This window comes from Ferrimonas sediminicola (assembly GCF_005116715.1).
GTDB lineage: Bacteria > Pseudomonadota > Gammaproteobacteria > Enterobacterales > Shewanellaceae > Ferrimonas > Ferrimonas sediminicola.
In genome coordinates this window covers 146,919-173,765 of record NZ_SWCI01000007.1, presented here as the reverse complement: position 1 = coordinate 173,765, position 26,847 = coordinate 146,919, and the positions used below count along the sequence as shown (strand labels likewise).

Genomic DNA, 26,847 nt, shown 5'->3' with positions numbered 1-26,847 from the left:
CAACAACCACAAGCAAAGGAAAGCTCTATGGCTCTTAAGCGAACCCCCATGGCCCTGTCGGCCGTGGCACTGGCTCTGCTCACCGCCTGCGCGCCGGCCGAAAAAACCAACGACAAGGCCGCAACCACCCAGGCTCCCGACTCCGGCACCAGCGAGTTTATCGCCGCCGCCGAAGCGGATCTGTCCAATCTGGTCGAGGAGGCCAGCCGCGCCTCCTGGATCTACAGCAACTTCATCACCGAAGACACCGCCGCCCTGGCCTCCGACGCCGAGCGCCGCTTCAACGACAAGGCGGTGGAGTACGCCAGCCGGGCCGCCACCGCCGACACCCGCGGCCTGACCGACGATGAGCTGCGCAAGTTGGAGGTGCTCAAGCGCACCATCGTCCTGCCCTCCCCCGTCAGCCCGGCCAAGAGCGAAGAACTGGCCAAACTCAACGCCGAACTCGGCGGGCTGTACGGCAAGGGCCGCCACTGCCTGAAGGGCGGTGAGTGCCTGAGTCAGCCCCAACTCTCCGCCCTGATGGCCACCTCCCGGGATCCCGAGCAGCTGCTGGATATCTGGCAGGGCTGGCGAGAGATCGCCAAGCCGATGCGGCCGCTGTTCACCCGCCAGGTGGAACTGGCCAACGAAGGCGCCAGGCAGCTGGGCTATGAGGATGTCGGCCAGCTGTGGCGCTCCAAGTACGACATGCCCGCCGAACAGTTCCCCGGGGAGCTGGACGCCCTGTGGGGCGAGGTCAAGCCGCTGTATGACGCCCTGCACTGCTACGTGCGCGGCAAACTGGCTGAGGAGTACGGCACCGATGTGGTACCCCAGGACGGGATGATCCCCGCCCACCTGTTGGGCAACCTGTGGTCCCAGCAGTGGGGCAACATCTACGATCTGGTGGCCCCGAACCAGGCCGATCCCGGTTACGACCTGACCGCCCTGCTGGCGGAGCACGACTACGACGAGGTCAGGATGGTCGAGCAGGCGGAGGGGTTCTTTACCTCCCTGGGCTTCGATCCCCTGCCCCAGACCTTCTGGGATCGCTCCCTGTTTACCGAGCCTGCGGACCGCGACGTGGTGTGCCACGCCAGCGCCTGGGACCTGGATAACGAGGACGACATCCGCATCAAGATGTGCATCCAGAAGAACGCCGAGGACTTCGTGGTGATCCACCACGAGTTGGGGCACAACATCTACCAGCGTGCCTACAAGGACCAGCCGTTCCTGTTCAAAGACAGCGCCAATGACGGCTTCCACGAGGCGATCGGCGACACCATCGCCCTCTCCATCACTCCCAGCTACCTGAAGCAGATCGGCCTGCTGGATCAGGTGCCCAGTGCCGATGCCGACATCGGCCTGCTGCTGCGCCAGGCCCTGGACAAGGTGGCCTTCCTGCCCTTCGGCCTGATGATCGACCAGTGGCGCTGGAAGGTGTTCTCCGGCGAGATCACCCCGGACAACTACAACCAGGCCTGGTGGGAGCTGCGCGCCAAGTACCAGGGAGTGGCGGCGCCGGTGACACGCACCGAGGCGGACTTCGACCCCGGTGCCAAGTACCATGTTCCCGGCAACGTCCCCTACACCCGTTACTTCCTGGCGCACATCCTGCAATTCCAGTTCCACCAGTCCCTGTGCGACACCGCCGGCTATCAGGGCGACATCCACCGCTGCTCCATCTATGGCAACAAAGAGGCGGGCGCCAAGCTGAACGCCATGCTGGAGTCCGGGTTGTCCCAGCCCTGGCCCCAGACCCTGGCGATGGTGACCGGTTCTGAGAAGATGAGCGGCGACGCCATCCTCAACTACTTCAAGCCACTGCACACCTGGCTGGATCAGCAGAACCAGGCCGCCGGCCGCCAGTGCGGCTGGTAAACCGGCCCCAGAGACGAAAGAACCCGGCCAGATGGCCGGGTTCTTTTTACCTCTGCTTTGCCAGGTAGCGGTCCAGGGCGTTGGCAAACCCCTGGCGCTCCTGCTGACTCAGCGGCGGCGGCCCGCCGGTCTGCACGCCGGAGGCCCGCATGGTGTCCATGAAGTCGCGCATGTTGAGGCGGCCGCGGATGTTCTGGGCAGTAAACTCCTCACCCCGTGGGCTGAGCGCCTCCGCCCCCTTCTCGATCACCTCCGCCGCCAGCGGGATATCACTGGTGATCACCATCTCCCCCGGCTGCACCTGCCTGACGATCTCGTTGTCCGCCACGTCGAAACCGGCGGGCACCACCTGCACCCGGATCCAGGCTGAGGGCGGGGTGCGCATGCCCCGGTTCGCCACCAGCACCAGCGGGGTTTGGGTGCGCTCGGCGGCGCGGAACAAAATCTCTTTGATGACGACGGGACAGGCGTCCGCATCCACCCAGATGGTCATGTCGGTCTCTCATATGGCTTGTCTGCCCGCAGGGTATCCCCTGGGCCGGCGTGACACAAGCACAAAAAAGGGGAGCCAAGGCTCCCCGCTGTCCTCCCAGCCAGTTAAGCCTGGGTGCGGTACTTCTTCAGGATCTCCCCCAGCTGCAGCGAGCTCTCCGCCAGTTCGCTGACGCTCACCGCCGACTGCTCGGCGCTGGTACGGATGGCGTTGGATTGGCCGCGGATGTCGTACAGCTCGGAAGCGATGTCGTTGGCCGCCGCCGTCTGCTGCTCCACCGCCGCCACAATCTGGGCGCTCATCTCCATCACCTGCCGGGCTGAATCGGCGATGGCGTTCACATCCTGGCCTATCTCGCTGATCAGCTCCCGGCTGTGGTGCGCCTGCTTCAGAGTGTGGGAGGTGATCTCCGAGATGCCGCGGGTCTCGGTCTGCAGGTTGTCGATCATGGTCTGGATCTCGACGGTGGCCTGCTGGGTGCGACTGGCCAGGGTACGCACCTCATCGGCCACCACCGCAAAGCCTCGGCCCTGCTCTCCGGCCCGGGCGGCCTCGATGGCGGCGTTCAGGGCCAGCAGGTTGGTCTGCTCGCTGATGGCGTTGATGGTGGTGATCACCTCATTGATCTCGGTGGCCTTGGCGGTCAGGTTGTTCACCGTTACCGAGGCGGCATCGGTCTTGTCCGCCAGTTCATTGGTCTCGATGATGGCGTTCTGCACCTTGTCGTTGCTCTGGGCCACCTTATGGCCATCCTGCTCCAGGCGCTCGGAGGTCTGCTGTGCCAGATTGGCAATATCCTTGGCGGTGGCGCTCATCTCCTCCATGGCGGTGGCCACAGAGTCCAGTGAGCCGTACTGAGAGGTGATCTGCTCCTGGCTGTTGCGGCTGTCGGCACTGAATACCGAGGCGCTCTGGTTGAGGGTGGCGGAGCTGTGCTGCACCGTACTGACCAGTTCACTCAGGGTGTCCATGGTGCGGTCCAACTGATGACCGATGATGCCAAACTCCTCACGGCCCACATGGAACCCAAGCCGAGAGGTCAAATCGCCGTCGGCGATACGCTGGATCGCCTGGTGCTTCACCCACAGCGCTCCGCCCAGGAAGGTGGCCAGCCAGTAGGAGAACAGGGCGATGGGCAGCAGCAGCAGCGAGGCGAGGCCAACGCGGGTGAGGGCATCAGACTTGGTTGCCGCCTCTTCGGCGGGGATCGCCATGCTGAGTTCACCCTGGCCTCCGGCAGCCAGGGGGGCACTGAGGATGATGCGGTTCTCATGGCGACGGGGTTCACCGCCCGGGACGGTCAGCTTCAGTCCCAGGGCCCGGGCCACCTGATCGCGGGCCTCCCCCTCGAGGGCGTCGACGGCCTCGACCGCCGCCGACAACCGCCCCTGGGCCTGTGCCAGGCTCCGTTGCTCGGCCATCTGGCTGACCTCCAGGTATCCCTTTGTGGCCACCCCCATCACCGCCAGGGCGGCCATCAGGAACAGTATCCAAAACTTCTCGTTCAGCGTCAGTTTGATAAACAACCTGTCTATGGTTCTGAACTCTACTTCTCTCATGTGACCCCTCATACGCTCTTACATTGGCGTTAACATTTTTGGCGCTTGCTTTTGTATTTTCCCGCAGCCGCTGAGCAATACTAAAGTTTATGCAATTTACGTTTCAGTAGTTTTGATCACATAAACAGCGGCATTTTTGGGGGCGCCATCCATTTTTTTGGGGGTGAATATGGCCATGACTGTAATAAAAGCACAACTGCTTAACTCGGTTTAGTATCACTACAGCCAGATCGATCGCGCGCCGTCCCCTATGGCCCTGTTATCGACCTGTGACACCTGGGGCTTGAATCGAGAATTCCGAAATGAGGTTCACACGACCAGGGTTTAATCATCCTTCGCCGGTCCCAACCACACCAGTTCCGGTAGGGCGGTCAGATCGACGCAGTCGTGACGCTGGGCCACCACCAGATGACGGCTGTATTGGGACAGGTGCTCGGCAAAGCTCTGTTGTGCCTCCGGCTCACCATGGACCAGCACCACCGGCGGAGTACCGCTGATATGACGGTACCAGTCGGTCATCTCATCGCGGTCAGCATGGGCCGAGAGGCCCCCCAGGGTGTGGATCCTGGCCCGAACCTCGATCGGTTTTCCGGCGATCTTCAGGCTCTGGGCGCCATCCACCAGCGCCCGCCCCGGCGTCCCCTTGGCCTGGTAGCCACAGATGATCACATCCGCCTCCTTGCGCCACAGGTTGTGCTCCAGGTGGCAGCGGATACGACCGCCGGTGCACATGCCGCTGCCGGCGATGATGATCATCCCCCGGTCCACCTCGTTCAATGCCATGGACTCCTCGGTGGTCTGAATAAACTCGATGTTGGACAACAGCGGGTGGCGGCCAGGATGCTGACGAGTAAAGGCCCTGAACTCATCGTCGCACAGGCGGAAATGACGCACATAGACCCGGGTCGCCTCGGTGGCCATCGGACTGTCCAGGTAGACCCGCCAGCGCTCCAGGCCCCACTCCCTGGCGTTAAGGTGGAGCAGGTAGAGCAGCTCCTGGGCCCGGCCTACGGAAAAGGCGGGGATCAGAATGTTGCCCGTGGCGGTCTCGATGGCCCGGGCAAAGATCCCCTTCAGCTCCTCCAGGGTCTCAGGCAGGCTGCGGTGCAGCCGGTCCCCGTAGGTGCTCTCCATCACCACCAGGTCGGCGCTGTCGATGTAGCTGGGGTCCTGGATCACCGGCATCCCCTTGCGCCCGAGATCGCCGCTGTAGACCAATTTCTTCCGCCACTCCCCCAGCTCGAGCCACAACTGGACGATGGCCGACCCCAGGATGTGGCCGGCGTCCTCCAGCACCAGACGCAACCCGGGCACCACCTGCTGCAACTGACCGTACTCGAGGGGAACCATCGACCCCATCAGGGCATCCACATCCTCCTCGGTAAACAGCGGCTCCACTGGCGGTTCCCCTTTGGCCTCCAGCTTCTTGTTCAGTCGCTCTGCATCACGGCGCTGCAGCATCGCCGCATCCCTGAGCATGATGTCACACAGCTCGGCGGTGGCGTTGTGGGTGTACACCGGCCCGGTAAACCCCTGCTTCACCAGCAGCGGCAGCCGGCCGGAGTGATCGATATGGGCATGGCTCAGTATCACCGCATCGATGGCGCCAGGATCGAAGTCGAAGGGTTCCCGGTTGCGCGCCTCGGCCTGTCGACTGCCCTGAATCAGTCCGCAGTCGAGCAGTACCCGGTGGTGCCCCAGAGTCAGCAGATGGCAGGAGCCGGTCACTTCACCGGCCGCGCCCAGAAAGGTCAGGGTCATTGTCATAATGCGCCCTCCCGGCGTCAGTTATCTCCCTGAAAAGGCGTGTCAAAGCTTTCTCTCACCCGCCTTTCTCCCTCTACAGTATTACGCCTTGTCCAAGGTTTAGGCAAACCGGTGGGCCCCGCCCCTTTAGGGGGCCACCGGCTGCTGCAGGCGGCGGTGGATCCCGGGGTAGAGCCGTTTCAGCAATCGAGTCATCTCTCCCTCCACCTGGGCCCGATCCGCCCCCACCAGGTTGATGTGCCCCTGCTTCCGGCCCGGCCGAACCGGCTTGTGGTACCAGTGCAGCCGGGTGTTGGCGCTCGGCAACGACTGCGGCGACGCCATCCCCAGCAGGTTGATCATGGCACTGGCCCCGCCACCCCTGGTACTGGTGCTGCCCAGGGCGGCACCGGTGATGGCCCTCAGATGGTTGTCGAACTGACAGGTCTGGCTGCCATCCTGAGTCCAGTGACCACTGTTGTGTACTCTGGGGGCCAGCTCGTTGATGATAAGCCGATTTCCTACCTGGAACAGCTCAAGGGTCAACACCCCAACGTACCCCATCGCCGTCATCAGGGTCGTCGCCATCTCCTGCGCCACCCCTTGCAATCCCGGCGAAAGGGCGGGGGCCGGGGCGACCGAACAGTGCAGGATTCCTTGGTGGTGCCGGTTCTCGGTCAGCGGGTAGTACGCCATCTGCCCGTCTCGGCCCCGAACGGCGACCAGGGAGAGTTCGCGATCGAAGCGGATGACGCCCTCGGCGATGTAGGCATTACCGGCGGGCAAGGGTGGCGTGGCGGTACTGTGCTCAGTCAAGCACCACTGGTTCTTGCCGTCGTAGCCCTGCTCACAGCTTTTCACAAACAGGGGCCAGCCTAGCTCGCCAGCCAACGCCATCAGATCGGTGTCGGCATCCACCAGGCGCCAGGGAGCCGTCGGCAATCCCAGCCCCCCCAGAAACGACTTCTCTTTCCGGCGATGTTGGCAGATTGCCACTGCGTCCGGCGAGGGGTGGACCGGCGCCAACCGGTCCAGGGCGCGGAGCAGAGACAGGGGCAGCTGTTCCCGCTCCACTGTCATCACCTGAGGCTCACCCAGTTCGGCATACAGCCGGCTCAGATCGCGGCCCTCGCCGAATCGCACCACAGGCCCCAATCCCTGCACCGGGGTGCACTCCTCCCCCTCCATCGCCAGGAAACTGAACTCCAGCCCCCGGGCGATGCCGGCCAGGGCCAGCATTCTCGCCAGCTGACCACACCCTATGATGGCAACCCTCACCCCCGCACCTCCTCGACCACCGCCTGACTCTGGCTGTGGCGCCAATCGATCAGCCGCCGGGTCAGCTCGGGGTCGGACAGGGCCAGCATCTGGGCGGCCATCAGTCCGGCGTTGAAGGCGTTGCCTATCCCCTGGCAGGCCACCGCCACCCCCCGGGGCATCTGCACCATGGACATCAGGCTGTCCATCCCCTTGAGATCCCGGCTGCTCACCGGCACCGCCACCACCGGCAGATGGGTAATGGCCGCCACCATCCCCGCCAGGTGGGCCGATCCCCCAGCTCCGGCGATGATCACCCGGATCCCGCGCAGATGGGCCTCCTGGCAGAATCGGTACAGCCGATCCGGAGTGCGGTGGGCCGACACCACCCGGGTCTCATAGGCGATCCCCAGGGTCTCCAGCGGGGCCAGGGCGTCCTCCATGGCGGTCCAGTCAGACTGGGAACCCATGATGATGCTCACTTGAGCCTGTGACATAACAACTCCTTGTGCAATCTAGAGATAGGTTTGGATCAACGCACTGTAGAGGGGAATCCCCACCAGCACGTTGAAGGGAAAGGTCACCCCCAGAGAGGCGGTGATGGCGGGACCGAGATCCGCCTTGGGCATGGCTACCGAGAAGGCCGCGGGCACCGCGATGTAGGAGGCGCTCGCCGCCAACACCGCCAGCAACAGGGTGCCACCGGCACTCAACCCCAGCATCAGTGCCAAGGCGCTGCCCAACAGGGCGCCCAGCAGCGGCATGGCCACACCGAAACTGGCCAGGAAGCTGGCGTCGCTGCCGAGGGTGCGCCACCGCTGCGCCGCCTTCTGGCCCATGGCCAGAAGGAACAGCGCCAGCACCCCATGAAACAGATCGCCGAACAGCGGCATGATCCGTTCGGTACGCTCCCCGGCCCACCAGCCGATAAGCAATCCGCCCATCAGCAGCACCATCCCCTGGTTGAGCAACAGCTCTCGCACCAACTGATGGCGCCTGACCTTTCCGGAGGAGAACGTGCCTCGCCCTTGGGCCAGCCACAGGCCAACGGCAATGGCCGGCACCTCGAGCAGGGCAACGAACAGGGGAAAATAGGGTTCGTAGGGGATCTGCCGGCTCTCGAGGAAGGCGACGGCGACCGCATAGGTGGCCACGCTGACGGATCCGTAGTGGGCCGCAATAGTGGCGGTGGTAACGCGTGAGAAGCGTCCGATGGTGGACAGGATCGGCACCGCCAGCAGCGGCATTATGATCCCCATCAGCACGATGGCGCCGCCCTGCGCCACCAGGGTCAGAGTCAGGTGTTCCGACAGGGCGACGCCGCCCTTGAGGCCAATGGCCAGCAGCAACAGGATCACCAGGCTCTGGTACAAGCCGTCGGGCAGCGTCAGTTCCGCCCGGAGCAGCTGAGCCAGGGCGCCGAACAGGAAGAAGGCGACTACGATATCCAGCTCCATGGTCAGCGGGCCCCGGCTCGCAGGGGCAGAGTCCGGGCATGGGCAACCAGAGTCGCCGTCAGCAACAGGGTCCCGGTGACCGCCAGCCCCCAGCCCACCACGCCATTGACGGCCCCGGTCACCCCGCCGATCAGTATCGACAGGCCTACCATCAACTCAAACACCGCTTTCGGGACATTCATGGGATTCTCCTTAACTCCAGCAACGGCGCCAGTGTGCCGCGCCAAACAGATAGAGTTAAATCGAATTTTCATTTATATTGCATAGACGTTTATCTATATGAGAAATCCGATGAGCATCAGAGCCACCCTGCGCCAACTGGAGATCCTCCTGGCCCTGCAGGAGGCCGGATCGGTCAGCGCGGCGGCAGAACACCTGCACCTGACCCAGCCCACGGTCTCCATGCAGCTGAAGAAACTCACCGACCTGGTGGGCCTCCCCCTCTACCACCAGATTGGCCGACGGCTTCGGCTCACCGACGCCGGGGAGCGAACGGTTCAGGCAGCGCGGGAGGTGGTGGGCAGCCTGGAGCGGCTGCAGATGGATCTGGACGACCTCAGGGGACTGAAGCGTGGCACCCTGCGCCTGGGAGTGGTGACCACCGCCAAGTACTTTATTCCTCATCTGCTGGGGGACTTCTGCGAGCGTCACCCACTGATCGAGATCGACTTCAAGGTCGGCAACCGCCAGCAGATGATTGACCGCCTCTCCCAGGGGCAGGACGATCTCTACGTCTTCAGCCATCCGCCAGAGGACGCCCCGCTGACCCTGCACCCCTTCCTGGACAATCCGTTAGTGGCCATCGCCGCCAGCGACCACCCCTGGGCCAGCCGTCGGCGGCTGACCCTGAAGGAGTTCGCCCAGGCACCCTTCCTGATCCGCGAGCAGGGATCGGGTACCCGCTATGCTCTGGAGAAGTTCCTGAAGCGGCGCGGCATCAAACTCAATGTGCGGATGACGGTGGAGAGCAACGAAGCCATCCGCCACTCCGTCATGTCCGGCCTGGGGGTCTCCATCCTCTCCAGACACACCCTGGCGTTCGGCGCCGACACCGGACTGACCATCTTGCCGGTCGAGGGATTGCCGATACCGTCACAGTGGTCCCTGGCCTACCACAAGGGCCACCCCCTGTCGCCGGTGGCGCGCACCTTCCTGCAGTGGGCAGAGCAAGGTTCGCCGGCCCAACCCGGCCGGGATGGTCCCCGCTCCGATACCGAGTGAATCGCCCAGCCCGAACCGGTCACTTTTTCGCCATGCACAATCGTCCGGACTCAGGTATAATCCGCGCTCTTTATTCCAGCAGCGAACAGAAAAAGGACTCTATGACCGTCGAAACCTTCGTTCCCGGCAGTGATCAGCCCAAGGCTGAGCAGCCCAGCACCACCCACGCCACCAAGGTGGCTCCGGCCATGGGCCAGGGCAGCGGCAGTCGCATCGGCTTCGTCTCCCTGGGGTGCCCCAAGAACCTGGTGGACAGCGAGCGCATCCTTACCCAGCTGCGCACCGAAGGCTACGACGTGGTCAACACCTACCAGGGCGCCGACCTGGTGATCGTCAACACCTGCGGCTTTATCGACAGCGCCGTGCAGGAGTCCCTGGACACCATCGGCGAGGCACTGAGCGAGAACGGTAAGGTGCTGGTGACCGGCTGCCTGGGCGCCAAAGAGGATGAGATTCGCCAGGTGCACCCCAAGGTGCTGGGGATCACCGGCCCCCATGCCTACGAGATGGTGCTGGAACAGGTCCACCAGCACCTGCCCAAGCCACAACACGACCCCCTGACCTCGCTGATCCCGGATCACGGCGTCAAGCTGACGCCCCGTCACTACGCCTATCTGAAGATCTCCGAGGGCTGCAACAACCGCTGCACCTTCTGCATTATCCCTGCCCTGCGCGGCGATCTGGTCAGCCGCCCCATCGGCGAAGTACTGGACGAAGCCAAGCGCCTTAAGGAGGCCGGCGTCAAGGAGCTGCTGGTGATCAGCCAGGACACCAGTGCCTACGGGGTCGATGTGAAGCACAAGACCGGTTTCTGGAATGGCATGCCGGTGAAGACCCGCATGACCGAACTGTGCCAGAAACTGGCGGAGATGGGGATCTGGGTGCGGCTGCACTACGTCTATCCCTACCCCCATGTGGACGAGGTGATTCCGCTGATGGCCGAGGGCAAGATCCTGCCCTATCTGGATATCCCCTTCCAACATGCGTCCCCGCGTATCCTCAAGGCGATGAAGCGTCCCGGCAAAGCCGAGCGCACCCTGGAGCAGATCAAAAAGTGGCGGCAGATCTGCCCCGACCTGGTGATTCGCTCGACCTTCATCGTCGGCTTCCCCGGAGAAACCGAAGAGGATTTCCAGATCCTGCTGGAGTGGCTGGAGGAGGCGCAGCTGGACCGGGTCGGCTGCTTCAAGTACAGCCCGGTGGACGGCGCCGTCGCCAACGATCTGGCGGAGCTGGTGCCCGAAGAGGTGATGGAGGATCGCTTCCAGCGCTTCATGGCGGTGGCGGCCCGCATCAGCGCCGAGCGCCTGCAGGCGCGGGTGGGCACCGAGATGCGGGTGATTGTCGATGAGCTCAACGATGAGGGCGCCGTCGCCCGTGCCTACTCCGATGCCCCGGAGATCGACGGCAAGGTGATCCTCGGCGGCGAGTTTGACGTGGATATGGGCCAGATGGTGTGGGCCTCCATCGAGTTCGCCAACGAATACGACCTCTACGCCACCATCGTCCGCGACGAGGATGGCGAGATCGAGGAGCTGGGGTAACCCAGCCCCGCGCGCGTTACCAGGCCGGCACTATGCCGGCCTGCTTGTTCTTGATCCCTTCTGGGGTCAGGCCAAACCAGCGCTGGCAAGCCCGGTAGAAGCTAGTGGGGTCGTCGAAGCCCAGCAACAGGCTGATCTCGGTGTGGCACAGGTGGCACTGCTGCAGATAGTGGCAGGCCAACTCCTTGCGAGTCTCGGCCAGCAGTTCCTTGAAGGGGCGTTTCTCCGCCCCCAGGCGGCGCTTCAGGGTGCTGGGGCTGATCCCCAGCCTCGAGGCCACCCGCTCCTTGTCCACCATCCCTGACGGCAGGCACTCCAGCAGGATCGCCTTGACCTCGCTGGCGAAATCGCCCTGGGCATGCAAAGTGCGGATCTGCGCCAGCAGGGCGGGTTCGAAATGCTGCCACATGGCGTCGTTGAGGGTCATGAACGGCCGCTGACACTCCCCCTTAGGCAGCACCAGGGCATTGCCCTCGCCCAGGGTCAGCTCCAGTCCCAGGCTGTCGGCCAGCTGACGTCCCTCGGGACACGCTTCGGGCAGGGTCAGGGAGACCACTATGGGATCGACCTTGGTGGCCATCTGGGCCAGGTTGAGGATCAGGTGCCACTCCAGCACCACCAGCGAGTTAGGCAGGGTCAACGCGTCGGGATCGCAGTACTGGCGAATGGTGACCCGGTTCTCGCTCTCCTCCACCCTAAGCCGTTGCGGTCCCAGCAAAGGTTTGAAGCGCTCCACCCGGCGAATGGCATCGAGCAAGGTGGGGCAGCACAGCGCCGCCATCATCGGTGCGGTGAAGGTGCTGCTGCAGAACTGGGCTACGCTTTGACTGAGCTGACCCGGCGCCAGGCTCTGCTCCAGCGAGCGCCACAGGCCAAGATACTGCAATGTGGTGAGCCTGCTGTCTGGGTTTGCCAGCACCTCGGGAGACAGCCCGGCGCGACTTAGGGCCGTACCGGCATCAAGACCCAGCCGCTCGAAAGCATATCGCCAACGGGCATCCAGTGGATACCGCTTCTCTCCCATGCTGTCACTCCCCCCGCTTTCAGGACTGACCACATATGATCAAAGTTTCCAAACAAAAGCAACCATCAGCGGCTTCCCGCGGTCACTTCCTGGCCGCATTTGGCCCGGCGCGACCCAGTCGGACCCCACATTGGGATCCGGCGCAAGAGCGGCATTCGTCATAAATTTACAACGACGGAGTCGTCAGCTGAGCCTGAACTCTGCCACCACCCGGTTGAACCCCTCGTTAGCCCGGGCCAGCGCCTGGGTCTCACGAACCACCGCCCCGTCGTTCCGCTCCAATTGCCCCGCCAGTTGCCCTATGGTGGTCATATTGCCCGCCACCTCGTTGCTGACGCAGCTCTGCTGTTCGGTCGCGGTCGCAATCTGACGATTGAGGTCGTTGATGTGGGACACCTTGTCGGCAATCTGTCGCAGCTCGTCGGCCACGTCGGAGGTGCAGGCGGTGGCGGCGTCACAACGGCTGTGGGTGCGGCCCATCGACTCGATTGCCCTCTCCGAACCCTGACGCAACTTCATCAGGCTCTGCTCAATCTCGGCGGTGCTGGTTCGGGTCCTGGCGGCCAGGGCCCGCACCTCATCGGCCACCACCGCAAACCCCCGCCCCTGTTCGCCGGCCCGGGCGGCCTCGATGGCGGCATTCAGTGCCAGCAGGTTGGTCTGATCGGCAATCTCGCCGATGGTGCGGATGATGTCGGTGATGGTGGAGGTATCCCGCTCAATCTCAGCCAGGTTATCGGCGGTCAGGGCGATCTCCTCCACCAATTGAGAGACCGACGCGGTCGCCTGGCCTACCGACTGCTCGGAGTGCCCCACCAGTTCATGGGTCACCTGGGTAAAGCTGGCGGCGGTATTGGTATTACCCGCCACGTCCGCCGAGGTGGCGCTAAGCTCCTGAACCGCCGAGACCACCTGGTCGGTTTCGCCTCGGTGGGAAGCGATTAGGGCGTGGTTTTCACTGCTTTGACACTCCAGGGCCTCAATGCTGCGGCCGATCTCCAGCGAGTGATGCTGCAGACGCAACATCAGCTGCTGCAACCGGTCAATAAACTGGTTGATCCCTTGCGAGATCTGGGCCAGGTCATCCTCCCCCTTGACCGCCAGCCGCCGGGTCAGATCGGCGTTGCCCTGGGTCAAGTCGGCCACCATCGCCTTCAGCTCCAGCACCGGCCGGTAGAGATAGTTCAGCACCACCACCGCCAGCACCACGCCAATGGCCAGCATCCCCACAGAGGTGACCACCGCCTTGACTGCCGCCGACTCCAACGCCGCGTAGGCCACCGACTCCTCCAGCGCGAACACCAGATGCCAGCGCTCCGCGCCGATCAGATCAATGGCACTGGCGTAGGCCAGTTTATCCACCCCCTCGAAGCGATAACGGGTCTTGGTGACCTGGGCCCCCAGTGTCTGGCCCAGCTCCTCAAGTCCGGCATCCGCCAGCCTGTCACCGCTCTTCAGGCTCTTTGAACTGGACGCCAGCACAGTACCAGAGTCATCGACGATAAAGCTCACCACCCCGGGCAGGCTCACCTCGGATACGGTCTGCTGCAAAATGCCCAGCCCGATGTCGCCAGACAACACCCCGTCCCCCAGATCGATCACCACCGAGATCACCGGCTTGCCGGTCACCACATCTGTGTAGATCTCCGTCAGCTTACCCTGCGGCGCCGTGCGTCCCAGCTTGTACCAGCCACGTCCCCTGGGATCATACTGGCCGGGGTCGGCCACCCCGTCGTGCCACACCCCATCCTCGGCAGCACTGGCGTAGGCAAGGCCATCCTCGAAGGCGAAGTACATGGAGTAGAGATCCAGGCTGTCGGTGGACAGGCGGGCGGTCGCCACGTAGCGACCCTCCAGTGCGCCCCGGCGGTAGTGTTCCGCCACCGCCCTCACCCCCTCGGCTTTGGCCTGAAACCAGCGCTGAATCTTCTGCGCCGCCTCCTGGGTGCGAGCGCTCATCTCCCGGTCGACGCTGGCCTGGGTCGTGGTCTTCAGATTGAGATAGCCCAACAGGTTGGTCGAGCAGAGACAGAGGGTGACCAGAACGATGATGTACAGGGTAATGGTCCTCTTTAACCCCAGATGGTGCACGGCGGAATCTCCCTAGGCGGATAACAAGTGCCAACGCTTATACGCCAGGAACCCGTTCCAAACCGTGAGAATCGCTGAGTCCCGGCAGGTTGGAGCCAAGACATTGAAAAAATTTGATAAAAAAAGGCACCCCTTGGGGTGCCAGCAGCGAATCCAGACGGAATCAGCATCAATACAGATGAGCTATCCCGCTCAGACTATCGAACCAGTATGACAGAGAGATGTCAGGCGGCCTGCTCCTCCTCCCGCAACGCCCGCCGCAGGATCTTGCCGACGTTGGTCTTGGGCAGTTCCTCCCTGAATTCGATGATCTTGGGGATCTTGTAGCCGGTCAGGTGTTTCTTGCAGTGACGGATGATGCTCTCCTCACTGGTGCCGGGCTTGGCCACCACGAACACCTTCACCACCTCCCCGGAAGCGGGGTTAGGCACGCCGATGGCGGCGGCTTCCACCACCGCCTCGTGCATCACCACCACATCCTCGATTTCGTTGGGGAACACGTTGAACCCCGACACCAGGATCATATCTTTCTTGCGATCGACAATCTTGAAGTAGCCCCGCTCATCCATGGTGGCGATGTCTCCGGTGGAGAGCCAGCCATCTTGTGAGATGGTATCGGCGGTCGCCTCGGGACGCTGCCAGTACCCCTTCATCACGTTGGGCCCCTGGATCTGCAACTCGCCACGCTCACCCAGAGCCACCTCCTGGCCCTGCTCATCCACCAGGCGGATGGCGCAGGAGGGCAGCGGCAGGCCAATGGTGCCGTCGTACCCCTTGGCGTTGTAGGGCGCCACCGAGGCCACGGGGGCGCTTTCGGTCAGGCCAAACCCCTCCAGCAGACGGGATCCGGTCACCTGTTGCCACTTGTCCGCCACCGCGGCCTGCACCGCCATCCCGCCCCCCAGGGCCACCTTCAGCTTACTGAAATCCAGTTGGTCAAATCCCGGGGTATTGAGCAGGCCGTTAAACAGGGTGTTCACCCCGGTGATGGCGGTGAAGGGGTACTGCCTGATGGTCTTGATAAACAGCGGCATGTCCCTGGGATTGGTGATCATCAGGTTGGTTCCGCCCAACTTCATGAAAGTCAGGCAGTTACAGGTCAGGGCGAAGATGTGATACAGGGGCAACGCGGTGATCACCATCTCCTCACCCTCGGTCAGGGTGGGCCCTATCCAGGCGCTCACCTGCTCCAGGTTGGCCACTAGGTTCCTGTGGGTCAGCATGGCGCCCTTGGCCACACCGGTGGTACCACCGGTGTACTGCAGAAACGCCAGATCGCCGTTGTCGATGGCTGGCTTGGTAAAGGGGCGCTGGCCGCCTTTATAGAGGGCGCTGCGCATGGAGTGGGCGTCGGGCAGGTGGTACTTGGGCACCATCTTCTTGATGTATTTGACGACGAAGTTGACCAGAGTGCGTTTGAACGGGGAGAGCTGGTCCCCCAGCCTGGTCAGGATCACGTGCTCCACCGGAGTGTCATCCACCACCTGCTCTAGGGTGGAGGCGAAGTTCGACACTACCACAATCGCCTTGGCACCGGCGTCCGTCAACTGGTGCTTCAGTTCCCGGGCGGTGTAGAGCGGATTGACGTTCACCACCACCATCCCCGCCCGCAGCACACCGAACAGCGCCACCGGATACTGCAGCAGGTTGGGCATCATGATCGCCACCCGGTCTCCCTGGGTCAGCTTCAGATCCTGTTGCAGGTAGGCGGCAAAGTCCCGGCTCAGCTTGTCCAGCTCGTTATAGGTGATGGTTTTTCCCATGTTGATAAAGGCAGGTTTATCTCCGAAGCGGGCTACCGACTGTTCGAACAGATCGACCAGTGAGGAGAACCGATCGGGATCAATCTCCGTCGGCACGCCCTCGGGGTAACTCGCTAACCAGACCTTTTCCATGTGTCGCTCCTTGTTCACGCGGCTTCTCCACGCCGCTTCTCATTTTTAATCGCCCGTATTAAACGGGCGTATAAACGTGAGCATCATCACACATATTTGGGCAATTGTCAGCCTTGATATACATGCAATTAACATCTTTATTCCATTTGGCTATCCACCGCCACAGGCGGTGAAAAACCCACAAAAAAGGGGACCCCATGGGGTCCCCGTCTCAAACACCTGGGCTCAGAGACTCAGCTCCTCCAGGCTCCCGCGGGCCAGTTCACCGCGCCAGCCGCGCAACACCACCGGCTGCTCACCCTGCTCGCCGCCCAGCCGCCACTTCAGGTACTGGTGCACCAGCTTCTTCGAAGCCATCAGCTCGGTGGCCACTTGTTGCTGTTCACACACCTGGGTCAGGGCCTTGCGCACCAGCTTGGCGGCATCACGAAAGGCCGGGTCGGCAGACAGGGGATCCACCGGCTCGGGTGGGTTGTCCAGATCGGCTTCGGCCACCGCCCGCAGGATCGCCTTGCCATGGCGCTGCACATCACGCTCGGTCAGGCAGTCCAGCTGAGTCAGGTAGTTGATGCTCCGGGGCGCCCGCTTGGCCAGAGTCAGCATTGCCGCATCCTTGATGACGAAGTTAAGCGCCAGGTCCCGCTTCTGGGCCACCCCCAGCCGCCAGGCAGCCAGGGACTTGAGGATCGCCAGCTGCTCCGGACGCAGTTGGTAGGCATTTTTCACCTTCAGATAGGCGGCTTGTGGGTCCGGCGGGGCCAGCCGCCCCTCCGTCAGGCGCTCCCCCTCCTCCATCAGCCAGTGATAGCGACCAACGTCGGCGATCTCCTGCTTCATGGTGTGATAGATCTGCAGCAGGTAGAGCACGTCGGCGGCGGCGTACTGCAGCTGGCTGTCCCGCAGGGGGCGAGCCAGCCAGTTGGTGCGCGACTCCCCCTTGTCCAGCTCCAACCCCAGGTAGGCCTCGACCATCTTGCCGTAGCCCATGGGGGCGCCCTTGTTCAACAACACGCCGGCCACTTGGGTGTCGAACAGCGGCTTGGGCTGCACCCCACCCTGCTGAGCGAAGATCTCCAGATCCTCGCTGCAGGAGTGCAGCACCTTGACCACCGATTCGTTCTCCAGCAGGCGCCAGAAGGGGCCCAGGTCATCGATGGCCAGGGGATCGACCAGAGCCAGGTTGGTCCCGTCATACAGCTGGATCAGCCCCAGCTGGGCATAGAGGGTGCGGGTGCGGACAAACTCGGTGTCCAGGGCCACCGCCTCGGCTCGGCTGGCCTGGTCGCACAGCCGAGCCAGCCCCTCGTCGCTATCGATCCACTGCCAGCTCAGTTCACTCATACGCCGGTGGCCTCCTTGGTCTGCTCTTCCCGCAACTCACGGCGGAGGATCTTGCCCACGTTGGTCTTGGGCAGGTCATCACGGAACTCCACCAGTTTAGGCACCTTGTAGCCGGTCAGCGACTTGCGGCAGTGGGCAATCAGCTCCTTGTCAGTCAGGGAGGGATCTTTGGCCACCACGAAGATTTTCACCAGCTCGCCGGACACCTCGTGGGGCACCCCGACGGCAGCCACCTCCAGCACCTTGGGATGGCTGGCGACCACGTCCTCCACCTCATTGGGGAAGACATTGAAGCCGGACACCAGGATCATGTCCTTCTTGCGATCGACGATAAAGAACTGGCCCTTGTCGTCCATGTAGCCGATGTCGCCGGTGAACAGCCAGCCGTCGTCGGTCAACACCTTGGCGGTCTCGTCGGGGCGCTGCCAGTAGCCCTTCATCACCTGGGGCCCGCGAACCTGCAGTTCGCCGGTTTCGCCTGGCTTCACCGGGTTGCCGTCGTCGTCCACCGCCCGCATCTCGGTGGAGGGGATCGGCAGGCCGATGGCGCCGGTGTACTCCTTCTGATCATAGGTGCCCGCCGCCGCCACCGGCGAGCACTCGGTCAGGCCATAGCCCTCGATCAGCGGCTGGCCGGTCACCTCCTGCCAGCGCTCGGCCACGGCTCGCTGCACCGCCATGCCCCCGCCCACAGTGATCTTCAAATGACTGAAATCCAGCTCGCGGAACGCCTCCTGGTTGAGCATGGCGTTGAACAGGGTGTTGACCCCGGTCAACGCGGTGAAGGGGTACTTCTTCAGCTCGCCGAGGAAGGCTGGCATGTCCCTGGGGTTGGTGATCAGCAGGTTCTGGCAGCCCTTCTTGAAGAACAGCAGCAGGTTCACCGTGTTGGCAAACACGTGGTACAGCGGCAGCGGCGTCACCACCAAGTCACTGCCATCATCTATAAGAGAGCCAAAAAATGCCTCCGCCTGCAGCATGTTGGCAATCAGCGACTTGTGGGTCAGCATCGCCCCCTTGGCCACCCCGGTGGTACCGCCGGTGTACTGCAGCACCGCGATGTCATCGAGGGCCACCTTGGGCTTGATGTATTGCAGCCGACGCCCCACCGCCAGCGCCTTGCGCATGGACACCGCGTAGGGCAGGTGGTACTTGGGCACCATCTTCTTCACGTACTTCACCACGAAGTTCACCAGGGTGCGCTTGGGTGCCGACAGGTGGTCACCGATCTTAGTCAGGATCACGTGCTCGACCGGGGTATCGTCGACGATCTGCTGCAGGCTCTGACCAAAGTTGGTCACCAGCACGATCGCCTTGGCGCCGGCATCACTCAGCTGATGCTTCAACTCGCGGGGGGTATAGAGGGGGTTGACGTTCACCGCCACCATGCCGGCGCGCAGCACGCCCAGCAGGGCCACCGGATATTGCAGCAGGTTGGGCATCATGATCGCCACCCGGTCGCCCTTCTGCAACTTCAGTTCGTTCTGCAGGTAGGCGGCAAAGGCGCGGCTCTGCTCCTCGACGCGACGATAGGTGAGCACCGCCCCCATATTGATGAAGGCCACCTGATCGGCGTAGGTGTGACAACTCTGCTCAAACAGGTCAAGCAGGTTACGGTACTGTTCGGGATGAATCTCCGCCGGAACGCCGGCGGGATAGCTGTTAAGCCATGCCTTGTCCACACTGTTCTCCTTTCTGGAACAGGACTTAGGGTCTGTGCGCCCTCAGTGACAGCGGGGCGCGACGTCGATGGCCCAATGATACCGCCATCTGCGATGAAACCTAACCTAAGTTGGTGTGTTCGCTGCTTTTTACACCAATAAACCGTTCCAGAAGCGCCGCCAGTTCCCGGGGCGACTCCATATGGCAATGGTGGCCGCCGCCAATCTGTTTCAGCCGAGGTTGATTCAGCCATCCCCGGCGCTCCGGCCACGCCTCCCTGAGCCCGTCGAAGCCGGCCTCCCCCAGCACCACCAGGGTGTCGGCCTGCAGGTCCGACATCAGCTGCTGCCCCTGGGCCTCGGTCATCATCCAGGGCGAACGGGTGCGCAGCCGTGGGTCGGAACGCCAGTGCCACAGCCCGTCGCGCTGTTTCAGGTTTCGTTCAAGCAGCAACCGGGCCAGGGACTCGTCCAACCCACCGGCGGCGGCTCTGGCCTTGACCAGCGGTGCCAGATCCGGATACCCCTGGGGCCGAAACCCCTTGTCCCGGCTGACAAAGCCCGCCCGCATTCGCGCCAGGCTGTCGCCGGGTTCGGCGGTCAGGGGGCCCATCGCCTCGATGATCGCCAACCTCGAGACCCGCTCCGGGTAGAGGGAGGCAAACAGCCCCGCCAGGATGCCGCCCATGGAGTGCCCCAGCAGCAGCGCCGGCGTCTCATCCAGCTGCGGCCAGAGCTGGTGCAGATCATAGAGGTAGTCGAGGAAGTGGTAGTAGTTGCCCACCGGGCGGTGGTCGGAGTGACCATGGCCGGGAAACTCCGGCGCCAACACACGATAACCCATTGCGGCCAATGCCGGAGCCAGCGGGACAAAGCTGTGGGCGTTGTCCATCCAGCCGTGCAGTGCCAGGATCAGCGGGCCCTGAGGCGGGCCCCACTCCAGCGCCGCCAGCGACAGGTTTTCAAGTTGGAAGCGCCGCTCCCTGGGGTCACTCTCTGTGGTCACGCGGGCTCTCCGGCTAGACAAGGTTCGGGGTGATGTCACCGGCCCAGGCAGTCGCCGGCACACGGGCTCCCATGCATCCCTCCTGGAGCGGGTCAGGCTCGAAGTTGGGGTCAGAGTCTATAAGCTATCGCGACGATGAAAGATTGCAACTGTCTCAACAGACGGCGGGCGGGTCAGACGTAGAGATCCACCCCCATCATCGACTGCAGTTCCTGGCGCAGCCCCTGATTGGCGGTTTCCATGTAGGCGGAGATGGCCCGGGAGTCGGGGTGTTCCTGGATCAGGCGGGTTCGGCCGGCAGCAAATGCCTGCCAGCCCTGGGGATCGCTGGGCACCACCAGCTCGGCGGTTTTGACCGCCGGCTCAGCCTGTTTGGCTTTCTCCGGGCTCCCCTTGCCCTGCGGTTTCGCCGGAAAAGGGGCCTGGGAGGATAATCCAACCTGATGGATCATGGCAGTGTCGCAGTCTCCGGTTACTTACCTGGCATCTTTTTCCAGGCAACGTTGTCTCTCAGGTACACCGGCTCCACCTGCTCCAGAGGCAGAGCGCCGCCGTTGCGATAGAGTTCCAGTGCCAAAGGCACCATCATCTTAGCACTGGGCAGACGATGATCGCCACTGACGGTCAGGCGTCCGTCATCCAGCAGCTCTGGGTAGGTCTCAAACCCTGTGCCCACAGCCACCAGCTCGTCCCCCTGCATCAGCTCCAGGGCAAGCAGTTCATCGGGAGCGATCACCAGCTCCTGCTCCACCAGGGTGGCCAGGCCATCGCGGCTCTCGTAGCGGCCCACATACACCTCGCCCATGCGGGCGTCGATGGCGGCGACCACCGTGCTGGCCCCGGCATCGATGGCGCCCTGGGCCATGGCGGCCAGGTTGGAGATGGGCAGTACCGGAAGCTCGGCGCCCAGGGCCAGTCCCTGCATCATGGCGGTGCCAATACGGATACCGGTGAAGCTGCCTGGACCCCGGCCAAAGCCGATGGCGTCCAGTTCCGCCAGGGTCACGCCCCCCTCCGCCAACAGCTGCTCCACGAAGGGCAGAATCTTCTGGCTGTGCTCACGAGGAGCCTCTTCACACAGGTCAATCACCCGATCACCGAGCACCAGGGCCGCCGAGCAGTTCTCGGTGGCGGTATCGATGATTAAAATCTTTTCAGACATCAAACTTCTCTTAATCGTGCTAGAGCCTTGTCCAGCCCGCGGGTCCGCGTCATCGGAGGCAGGCTGCGTATAAACTGTTCGCCGTAAGGGCGCTGAACCAGTCTGGGGTCGCAGATCACCAGCACCCCCTGGTCCTGTTCGCTGCGAATCAACCGGCCGACACCCTGCTTCAGGGCGAGGATCGCCTGAGGCAATTGCACCATGGCAAAGGGATCCTGACCACTGCGCTCGCAGGCGGTCAGCCTGGCCTGGGTCAGGGGGTCGTCCGGAGAGACGAAAGGCAGCTTGTCGATCATAACACAACAGAGCGCCCGGCCTCTAACGTCCACCCCCTCCCAGAACGCGGCGGTACCCAGCAGAACCGCGTTGCCATAGGCATGATAGCGACTCAGCAGCTGCCGCTTGGAGTCCATCCCCTGCACCAGCAGGGGCCGGCTCTGACGGTGACTGAGCAACTCCCCCACCCGGTACATCATCTGGTAACTGGTAAACAGCAGGAAGGTGCGCCCATCTGCCGCCTCAATCAGCCTGGAGGCGATCTCGGCCAGATGCTCGGCCACATTGGCCTCATGGGGCTGTGGAAGGTGCCGGGGGACACAGATCAGCGCCTGGCTGGCGTAATCAAAGGGGCTGTCCAGAATCAGTGAATCAGCCTTCTCTAGGGCCATCTGCCGGGAAAAGTAACCAAAATCGCCCCCTACCTGCAAAGTGGCCGAAGTAAAGGCCCAGGCGCAGTGGTAACTGTTATAGAGCGCCTTGAGTTCGTCCCGCACCGACATGGGACTGGAGACCAGGCCAAAGCCCCGCTCCCGCCGCTCCAGCCGGTAGATGCGCTTGGCATCCGGGTTGCCGAAATGGTCCAGCAGCCCCATCAGCCGGGCACTGCGCTCGAAGCACTGATCCCCCAGCTCATCCCGCCCCAGGTGGTAGCCCAGTTCGGTCTTCAACATCCCCAGGGAGCGGGTCAGCCCCTGCCAGGCCGACGCCACCGCCTCAAACCCCAGCTGTGCCTGCCAGGCCGGTTCGCCGTTGGCCTGGATCGCCTCGGTCAGTTCATCCGCCCACTGACTGAGCTCGTCGGCCCGGGTCTCCAGGGATTTGCAATCCTTCAGGGTCTTATACACCCGGCGCACGTCCCGGCCCAGGTAGTGAAAGCTGGAGGCGGAGAGGCGCTCGCCGTAGCGGGTCAGGGCGATGTCCGGCAGCTGATGGGCCTCATCGAAGATGATCCAGTTCAGCTCCGGCAGGAGTTCACCAAAGCCCCCCTCTCTCAGCGCCGAATCGGCGAAGAACAGGTGGTGGTTGATCACCACCAGATCCGCCCCCATCGCCTTGGCCCTGGCCTTTTTCAGGAAGCAACGGTCGAAATCCGGGCAGGCCTTGCCCAGACAGTTGTCCTGGGTCGAGGTCACCTTACGCAGTATGGGGGCGTCCTCCGCCAGGGAGTCCATCTCCGCCATATCGCCGCTGCCGGTGCCATTGGCCCAGCTGCGGATGCGAATCAGCTGGTCCATCTCCACCGGGGTCTGCGCCTCGGGGTCCGCCAGCTGCTGAGTCAGGTGATACAGGCACAGGTAATTGCCCCGTCCCTTGAGCAGCGCCACCTTGACCCCTGAGTCGATCAGCGGCAAAAGTCGGGGAAGATCTTTGAAAAAGAGCTGATCTTGCAGGTTCTTGGTGCCGGTGCTGATGGCCACTTTCTTGCCGCTCAGCAGGGCCGGCAGCAGGTAGGCGAAGGTCTTGCCGATGCCGGTGCCCGCCTCCGCCACCAGCACCTTACCCGGGGTGCTGTGCTCCGCCAGGGCATGGGCCAGTTGCTGCTGTTGCGGGCGGTGGCGAAACTCCTCCAGAGTCTCCGCCAGCAGGCCATCGGCGGCGAACGCCTTTTTGATTTTGCTGGAGAAACGGGACATGGAGCGACACACGAGCTTGTAAGGGGCGGCCATTATGACACAGCCTGCCGTCCCTGGCAGCGGGGTTATGGATTCATCAGAAAAAAAGCGTAAATTGGTTGTTGCAATTATTTATTCACTGAATTAGCTTAAAAGCACGCCACGTTGAACGTGCACAGAATTTTGTACTGAATCATTAGGAATTCGCACCCATGCTGAAGTTTGCTGCCCTACATCACCATCATCATTTCAAGCGGTAGCCTTTGGCATTGTCGCTGGAGGCTGCTGTTTAAACGGCGCCCTCCAGCGGATTCAGAATCCTGAACACACAAGAACCCTGGAGCAAGCGCCCAGGGTTTTTTGTTTTTTATCAGGACTGAATCATGACTCAACAACGACTGAGAATCGCCATCCAAAAATCCGGCCGCCTGGCCGATGAATGCCAAACCCTGCTCAAGGGTGCTGGCCTCAAGCTCAACCTGCGGGACCAGCGCCTGCTGTCCCACTGCCAGAACCTGCCCATCGACATCCTGCGTGTCCGCGACGATGACATCCCCGGTCTGGTGATGGACGGCGTGGTGGACTTGGGCATCGTTGGCGAAAACGTGCTGGAGGAGGAGCGCCTGGAGCGCGAGGCGATGAATCGCCCCTGTGAGTTCACCACCCTGCGTCGCCTGGATTTCGGCGGCTGCCGCCTCTCTCTGGCGGTGGACAAGGATCTGGCCTGGGACGGCCCCACCACCCTGGCGGGCAAACGCATCGCCACCTCCTACCCCTACCTACTGGCCAGCTACATGAAGAAGACCGGCGTCCCCTTCAGCGATTGCATGCTCAAGGGTTCGGTAGAGGTGGCTCCCCGCGCCGGCCTGGCCGACGCCATCTGCGATCTGGTGAGCACCGGTGCCACCCTGGAAGCCAACGGCCTGAAGGAGACCGAGGTGATCTTCCGCTCCAAGGCCACCCTGATTCAGACCGCCTCCCCCTTGAGCGCCACCAACCAGGAACTGGTGGACAAGCTGCTGACCCGCATCAATGGCGTCATCCAGGCCCGGGAGAGCAAATACATCATGCTGCACGCCCCCAAGGCGACACTGGACCAGGTGGTGGCCCTGCTGCCCGGCGCCGAGAACCCCACCATACTGCCCCTGGCCCAGGACAGCGAGCGGGTGGCCCTGCACGCGGTCAGCTCCGAAACCCTGTTCTGGGAAACCATGGAACAGCTTAAGGCCCTGGGTGCCAGCTCCATCCTGGTGCTGCCCATTGAGAAGATGCTGGGTTAAGAGGTTAAAGATGAAAGTACTCAACTGGAACCAGCTGTGCGACGCCGAACAGACTCTGGCCCTGGCCCGGGCGGATCAGGTGCAGAGCCGGGATCTCACCCAGGCGGTGGCCGGCATTCTCGACCAGGTTCGCAGCGGTGGCGACAACGCCCTGCTTGAGCTGAGCGAGAAGTTCGACGGAGGCCGTCCCGACGCCCTGACGTACGACAACGACGAACTGGGCCGCCGCGGCCAGCGCATCGATGCCAGCCTCAAGGCCGCCATCGACGCCGCCATCGACAACCTGACCGCCTTCCACGACGCTCAGCAGTTCCAGCCGGTACGAGTGGAAACCCGGCCCGGCGTGGTGTGCGAACTGCGCAGCGAAGCCATTGAGCGGGTGGGTCTCTATGTCCCCGGCGGCAGTGCCCCCCTGGTTTCTTCTGTGTTGATGCAGGCCCTTCCCGCCAAGCTGGCTGGCTGCGAAGTGCGGGTGATGACCACTCCGCCTCCGGTGAGCGACGCCATCTGCTACGCCGCCTGGCGCTGCGGGGTGCAGCAGCTGTTCCCCGTCGGCGGAGCCCAAGCCATCGCCGCCCTCGCCTTCGGCACCGAGACCGTGCCCAAGGTGGACAAGATCTTCGGCCCGGGCAACCGCTTCGTCACCGAAGCCAAGACCCAGGTCAGCCAGAGTGGCACCGCCATCGACATGCCCGCCGGCCCCTCCGAGGTGCTGGTGATCGCCGATGACGACGCCAACCCCGAGTTCGTGGCCGCCGACCTGCTGTCCCAGGCAGAACACGGTGAGGACAGCCAGGCGATGCTGGTGTGTCTCAGCGACAGCTTCGCCGAACGGGTCAACGCCGCCCTGGTGAGTCAGCTCACCACCTTGAGCCGCAAGGAGATCGCCGCCGCCGCCCTGTCACAGAGCCGCGCCCTGGTGGTAGGGAGCCTGGAGCAGGCCTGTGAGGTCTCCAACGCCTATGGCCCCGAGCACCTTATTGTGCAAACCAAAGCCCCCAGGGAACTGCTCGGCACACTGCGCGCCGCCGGCTCCATCTTCCTTGGGCCCTGGTCTCCGGAGTCTGTGGGCGACTACGCCAGTGGCACCAACCACGTGCTGCCCACCTATGGCGCCTCCCGCAGTGCGTCGAGTCTGTCCCTAGCGGACTTCTGCCGTCGCTATACGGTGCAGGAGCTGAGCCGCGACGGTCTCAAGGGACTGGCCCCCACGGTGATCGCCCTGGCTGACGCCGAAGGCCTGGATGCCCACGCCAAGGCAGTATCCCTACGCATGGCGCAACTGGATTAAGAGTAAGGAGAGCAGTAATGAACCTGGCCGAACGCCTCTGTCGCCCCGAACTGAGGGAACTCGTTCCCTACGCCTCCGCCCGCCGCAGCATGAGTGGCGGCGATGTCTGGCTCAATGCCAACGAGAGCCCCTGGCGTAACGCCAATGTGGCGGACGTCAACCGCTATCCGGACTGTCAGCCACCGGAGCTGCGCGCCGCCTATGCTGGCTATGCCGGCGTGCGCCCGGAGCAGCTATTGATCACCCGAGGGGCCGACGAAGGGATTGAGCTGCTGATCCGCACCTTCTGTGTCCCGGGCCAGGACAAGGTGGTCAGCCTGGCCCCCAGCTACGGCATGTACGGCATCAGCGCCCTCACTTGCGGCGTCGAGTATCAGGCGGTGCCCTGGGAGGAGGGCTATCAGTTGCCGTTGGCGCTGACCGAGGCGGGCCGCGGCGCCAAGCTGGTGTTCGTCTGCAACCCCAACAACCCCACCGGCACCCTGGTACCTCGCGAGGATCTGCTGGCCCTGGCGGACGCCCTGCCAGACACCCTGGTGGTGGTGGATGAAGCCTACATCGAGTTCTGCGCCGACCAGAGCCTGGCAGGCGCCATTGGAGGCTGCCCCAACCTGGTGGTGCTGCGCACCCTCTCCAAGGCGTTTGCCCTGGCCGGCGCCCGCTGCGGCTTCCTGCTGGCAGGCAAAGAGATCATCACCATGCTGGAGAAGGTGATCGCCCCCTACCCGGTGCCCAAGCCCGTGGCGGACCTGGCCCTGGAGACCCTGAGCGACTTTGGCATCCGACGTATGCAGAGCCAGGTGGCTCAGCTCAACGCTCGCCGCAGCGCCCTGGTGGCCGCCCTCGGCACACTGGCGTATGTCGATCAGGTGCTGGAGTCCGCCGCCAACTTTGTTCTGTTTAAGGCCGATGGTGCCGACGACCTCTTTAAAACCCTACAAACTCAGGGGATACTGATTCGAGCCTACGGTGCCCTGCCCGGCTGGCTCAGAATCAGCATCGGCAGCGATTCCGAAATGGCGCTGCTCACCAACGCCCTGACCGCTTTTCAACAGGATGCATAA

General features: G+C 63.2%; 22 protein-coding genes. 6 read left to right on the top strand and 16 right to left on the bottom strand.

The window, feature by feature from the left end:
• The first annotated feature begins 27 nt into the window (after positions 1-27).
• Positions 28-1,863: a M2 family metallopeptidase gene (locus FCL40_RS12485; RefSeq protein WP_136853632.1), complete on the top strand. Its 1,836-nt coding sequence runs from the start codon at positions 28-30 to the stop codon at positions 1,861-1,863.
• Positions 1,864-1,909: 46 nt separating this feature from the next.
• Here FCL40_RS12485 and FCL40_RS12480 read toward each other — a convergent pair whose 3' ends face one another.
• The 7 genes from FCL40_RS12480 to FCL40_RS12450 form a co-directional block, all read right to left on the bottom strand.
• Positions 1,910-2,356: a YaiI/YqxD family protein gene (locus FCL40_RS12480; protein ID WP_136853631.1), complete on the bottom strand. Its 447-nt coding sequence runs from the start codon at positions 2,354-2,356 to the stop codon at positions 1,910-1,912.
• Between the two features lie 104 nt (positions 2,357-2,460).
• Positions 2,461-3,915: a methyl-accepting chemotaxis protein gene (locus tag FCL40_RS12475; protein ID WP_136853630.1), complete on the bottom strand. Its 1,455-nt coding sequence runs from the start codon at positions 3,913-3,915 to the stop codon at positions 2,461-2,463.
• A 324-nt stretch (positions 3,916-4,239) separates the two neighbouring features.
• Positions 4,240-5,682 carry an MBL fold metallo-hydrolase RNA specificity domain-containing protein gene (locus FCL40_RS12470; RefSeq protein WP_136853629.1) on the bottom strand — a complete coding sequence of 481 codons (1,443 nt, stop codon included), beginning with the start codon at positions 5,680-5,682 and terminating at the stop codon, positions 4,240-4,242.
• Positions 5,683-5,808: 126 nt separating this feature from the next.
• Entirely contained in the window at positions 5,809-6,939 is a 1,131-nt protein-coding gene (locus FCL40_RS12465; protein ID WP_136853628.1) for a 5-(carboxyamino)imidazole ribonucleotide synthase, read from the bottom strand.
• The gene (gene purE / locus FCL40_RS12460; RefSeq protein WP_136853627.1) at positions 6,936-7,415 is read right to left on the bottom strand and encodes a 5-(carboxyamino)imidazole ribonucleotide mutase; all 480 of its coding nucleotides are present in this window, start codon (positions 7,413-7,415) and stop codon (positions 6,936-6,938) included. Before purE ends, FCL40_RS12465 begins: the two co-directional genes overlap by 4 nt.
• Before the next feature lie 18 nt (positions 7,416-7,433).
• Positions 7,434-8,375 (bottom strand): sodium-dependent bicarbonate transport family permease, encoded by a 942-nt coding sequence (locus tag FCL40_RS12455; protein WP_136853626.1) that lies wholly within the window; start codon positions 8,373-8,375, stop codon positions 7,434-7,436.
• Between the two features lie 2 nt (positions 8,376-8,377).
• The gene (locus FCL40_RS12450; RefSeq protein ID WP_136853625.1) at positions 8,378-8,557 is read right to left on the bottom strand and encodes a hypothetical protein; all 180 of its coding nucleotides are present in this window, start codon (positions 8,555-8,557) and stop codon (positions 8,378-8,380) included.
• A 109-nt stretch (positions 8,558-8,666) separates the two neighbouring features.
• Between FCL40_RS12450 and FCL40_RS12445 the strand changes: the two genes are divergently transcribed.
• Positions 8,667-9,596 (top strand): LysR family transcriptional regulator, encoded by a 930-nt coding sequence (locus FCL40_RS12445; protein WP_136853624.1) that lies wholly within the window; start codon positions 8,667-8,669, stop codon positions 9,594-9,596.
• A 101-nt stretch (positions 9,597-9,697) separates the two neighbouring features.
• Complete coding sequence (rimO, locus tag FCL40_RS12440; RefSeq protein ID WP_136853623.1) at positions 9,698-11,140, top strand: 30S ribosomal protein S12 methylthiotransferase RimO; 1,443 nt, start codon at positions 9,698-9,700, stop codon at positions 11,138-11,140.
• 16 nt (positions 11,141-11,156) lie between these two features.
• Here rimO and FCL40_RS12435 read toward each other — a convergent pair whose 3' ends face one another.
• The 9 genes from FCL40_RS12435 to FCL40_RS12395 form a co-directional block, all read right to left on the bottom strand.
• Positions 11,157-12,164 (bottom strand): AraC family transcriptional regulator, encoded by a 1,008-nt coding sequence (locus FCL40_RS12435; RefSeq protein WP_136853622.1) that lies wholly within the window; start codon positions 12,162-12,164, stop codon positions 11,157-11,159.
• Positions 12,165-12,347: 183 nt separating this feature from the next.
• Positions 12,348-14,255: a methyl-accepting chemotaxis protein gene (locus FCL40_RS12430; protein ID WP_136853621.1), complete on the bottom strand. Its 1,908-nt coding sequence runs from the start codon at positions 14,253-14,255 to the stop codon at positions 12,348-12,350.
• Positions 14,256-14,479: 224 nt separating this feature from the next.
• Positions 14,480-16,150, bottom strand: coding sequence for a long-chain-fatty-acid--CoA ligase FadD (gene fadD, locus FCL40_RS12425; RefSeq protein WP_136853620.1), 1,671 nt, complete (start codon positions 16,148-16,150; stop codon positions 14,480-14,482).
• 225 nt (positions 16,151-16,375) lie between these two features.
• Positions 16,376-17,491, bottom strand: coding sequence for a ribonuclease D (gene rnd / locus FCL40_RS12420; RefSeq protein WP_136853619.1), 1,116 nt, complete (start codon positions 17,489-17,491; stop codon positions 16,376-16,378).
• Entirely contained in the window at positions 17,488-19,173 is a 1,686-nt protein-coding gene (gene fadD / locus FCL40_RS12415) for a long-chain-fatty-acid--CoA ligase FadD (protein WP_136853618.1), read from the bottom strand. The genes rnd and fadD (FCL40_RS12415) overlap by 4 nt, the downstream gene beginning before the upstream one ends.
• Before the next feature lie 100 nt (positions 19,174-19,273).
• Positions 19,274-20,158, bottom strand: a complete 885-nt coding sequence (locus FCL40_RS12410; protein ID WP_136853617.1) for an alpha/beta fold hydrolase — start codon at positions 20,156-20,158, stop codon at positions 19,274-19,276.
• A 173-nt stretch (positions 20,159-20,331) separates the two neighbouring features.
• On the bottom strand, positions 20,332-20,610 hold the full coding sequence (locus FCL40_RS12405) for a hypothetical protein (protein WP_136853616.1): 279 nt from the start codon (positions 20,608-20,610) through the stop codon (positions 20,332-20,334).
• 20 nt (positions 20,611-20,630) lie between these two features.
• Positions 20,631-21,320 (bottom strand): tRNA (adenosine(37)-N6)-threonylcarbamoyltransferase complex dimerization subunit type 1 TsaB, encoded by a 690-nt coding sequence (tsaB, locus tag FCL40_RS12400; RefSeq protein ID WP_136853615.1) that lies wholly within the window; start codon positions 21,318-21,320, stop codon positions 20,631-20,633.
• Complete coding sequence (locus FCL40_RS12395; RefSeq protein WP_169307111.1) at positions 21,320-23,233, bottom strand: ATP-dependent DNA helicase; 1,914 nt, start codon at positions 23,231-23,233, stop codon at positions 21,320-21,322. The genes tsaB and FCL40_RS12395 overlap by 1 nt, the downstream gene beginning before the upstream one ends.
• Before the next feature lie 359 nt (positions 23,234-23,592).
• Between FCL40_RS12395 and hisG the strand changes: the two genes are divergently transcribed.
• Genes hisG through hisC form a run of 3 tightly spaced genes read left to right on the top strand, consistent with a single transcriptional unit; the run spans position 23,593 to position 26,847 of the window.
• Complete coding sequence (gene hisG / locus FCL40_RS12390) at positions 23,593-24,492, top strand: ATP phosphoribosyltransferase (protein WP_028110612.1); 900 nt, start codon at positions 23,593-23,595, stop codon at positions 24,490-24,492.
• 10 nt (positions 24,493-24,502) lie between these two features.
• On the top strand, positions 24,503-25,783 hold the full coding sequence (gene hisD / locus FCL40_RS12385) for a histidinol dehydrogenase (RefSeq protein ID WP_136853612.1): 1,281 nt from the start codon (positions 24,503-24,505) through the stop codon (positions 25,781-25,783).
• Between the two features lie 17 nt (positions 25,784-25,800).
• Entirely contained in the window at positions 25,801-26,847 is a 1,047-nt protein-coding gene (hisC, locus tag FCL40_RS12380; protein WP_136853611.1) for a histidinol-phosphate transaminase, read from the top strand.